The organism is SAR324 cluster bacterium (assembly GCA_029245725.1).
GTDB lineage: Bacteria > SAR324 > SAR324 > SAR324 > NAC60-12 > JCVI-SCAAA005.
In genome coordinates this window covers 1-1643 of the sequence record JAQWOT010000378.1, presented here as the reverse complement: position 1 = coordinate 1643, position 1643 = coordinate 1, and the positions used below count along the sequence as shown (strand labels likewise).

Below are 1643 nucleotides of genomic sequence, written 5' to 3'. Positions count from 1 at the left end.
TCGATATCGACCATGTGGTTGCAGGATCGGCAAACTAGGTGATGGTGATTGTCGCCCACACGATCTTCGTAGCGGGCTGGAGATCCAGCAGGTTGGATACGCCGAACCAATCTTCGTTCGACCAAGATACCTAAAGCATCGTACACAGCCTGTTTGGAAATGACACCCAATTCTGCTCTGACTACCTCAGCAACACCATCTGCCGTGATGTGAGGCTGGCCTGACACCGCTCGTAGGACAGCGATGCGTTGAACAGTCACCTGAACATCATGTTGACGGAGTAGATCTGCCAGTTCAGTAGCCAATTGTACTCCTCGGTTTAGATGGGAAGAGAAAGAGAATTCCTCAGTGATGGGAATTTATAATCCCTTACATCGGAATCATCATAAGGTCAATTTGACCTGCAGATATCCTGACTGTTTGATGGAACCACTAGCCAAAGTTGCTGCCTAGTCTCGGAAGCAAAAACAGCAGAAACCACTGATACAATCATTCTGGACAAATCAGCCTTACAAGCTAGGTCTTATTTTAGACTAAGTCAAGAATCTTACAAATTCTGAACAATGCAACGCAAAAAATTCTATGGGAAAATGATAAGATTGGATGCTACGGCTAAATTGGAACGGTAAGTTGTTTATTCTGGCAGGATTCTTTCCATTCGTGCAGAGCGAGAACCTTTGACTAGGATCACATCATCAGGTTGGAGAGCCCGCTGTAGAAGAGGGAGCAGATCACCTGGTTCTTCTGTAACGTGCACCAGACGTTGAGTGGTTGCTTGCCAGCCCTCTGCTAGGTTTGAGGCATAGGGGCCACAGGTGAAGAGGGTTGAGACGCCACAGTTAGCAGCAAAAACACCTACTTGATGATGTAGCTCAGGGGCTTGGTCTCCAAGTTCTGCCATCGAACCTGCGGCAAGTAGTAGCCGTCGAGAGGGATACATCTGACGTAGGCTCCGCAGTACGCTCCGGAAAGATGAGGGGTTGGCGTTGTAACTATCGTTGACCCACAACACATCTCCACGCGAGAGTAGTTGCATCCGGCCTGTGACATCCAGTTCCAGTTCGGCAACGGCCTTCTGCAGATCATTATCATCTACACCTGTTGAGTGCAGAGCTGCGAGGACACCAGCCAGATTTTGTAAAGCCAGTGGGTTGTTCAAGAAAGTCTGTAATTCACCAATAGGTGAATCCAGGATGGATAAGCCGTTGTCTGATCGGGTTGCCTGTAGTTGCAGATTCCACTCTGCGGCCGGTTCGTTGAGTCCAAAGCTGTGGAGGGCAACCCCAATCTGTTTGGCCTCTCGCTCAAGAACACTTCTTTCTAACACATTTGCTGGAATCCAAGCTTGGCCACCTTCCAAAAGTCCCTTCCACAAGCCGGATTTCTCTCGGGCAACCCCAGCTGTGTTGAGCAGAAATTCCAAATGGCTCTCCCCGATGCTTGTTAGTAAACCAACGGTTGGTTGAGATACCTTGGCTAGTGTTTCGATCTCTCCGAAGTGGTTTGTTCCCATTTCAACTACCCACCAACTTGTATCCAGTGGGGCTGATAGAAGCGTTAGGAGTACTCCGATAAAGTTGTTGTAATTGCCCTGAGTTGCGTGGGTAGTAGCATCCAGGCTTTGGCAAAGATGTCGGGCGATC

At 48.9% G+C, this 1643-nt stretch carries 2 protein-coding genes; both read right to left on the bottom strand.

Features of this window, described 5'->3' with window-relative positions; genetic code table 11:
• A partial coding sequence (locus P8O70_20780) for a transcriptional repressor (GenBank protein ID MDG2199276.1) occupies positions 1 to 305 on the bottom strand: 305 nt, incomplete at its 3' end.
• Positions 306 to 634: 329 nt separating this feature from the next.
• Positions 635 to 1643: UDP-N-acetylmuramoyl-tripeptide--D-alanyl-D-alanine ligase (gene murF, locus P8O70_20775; protein ID MDG2199275.1), on the bottom strand; the 1009-nt coding region annotated here is incomplete at its 5' end.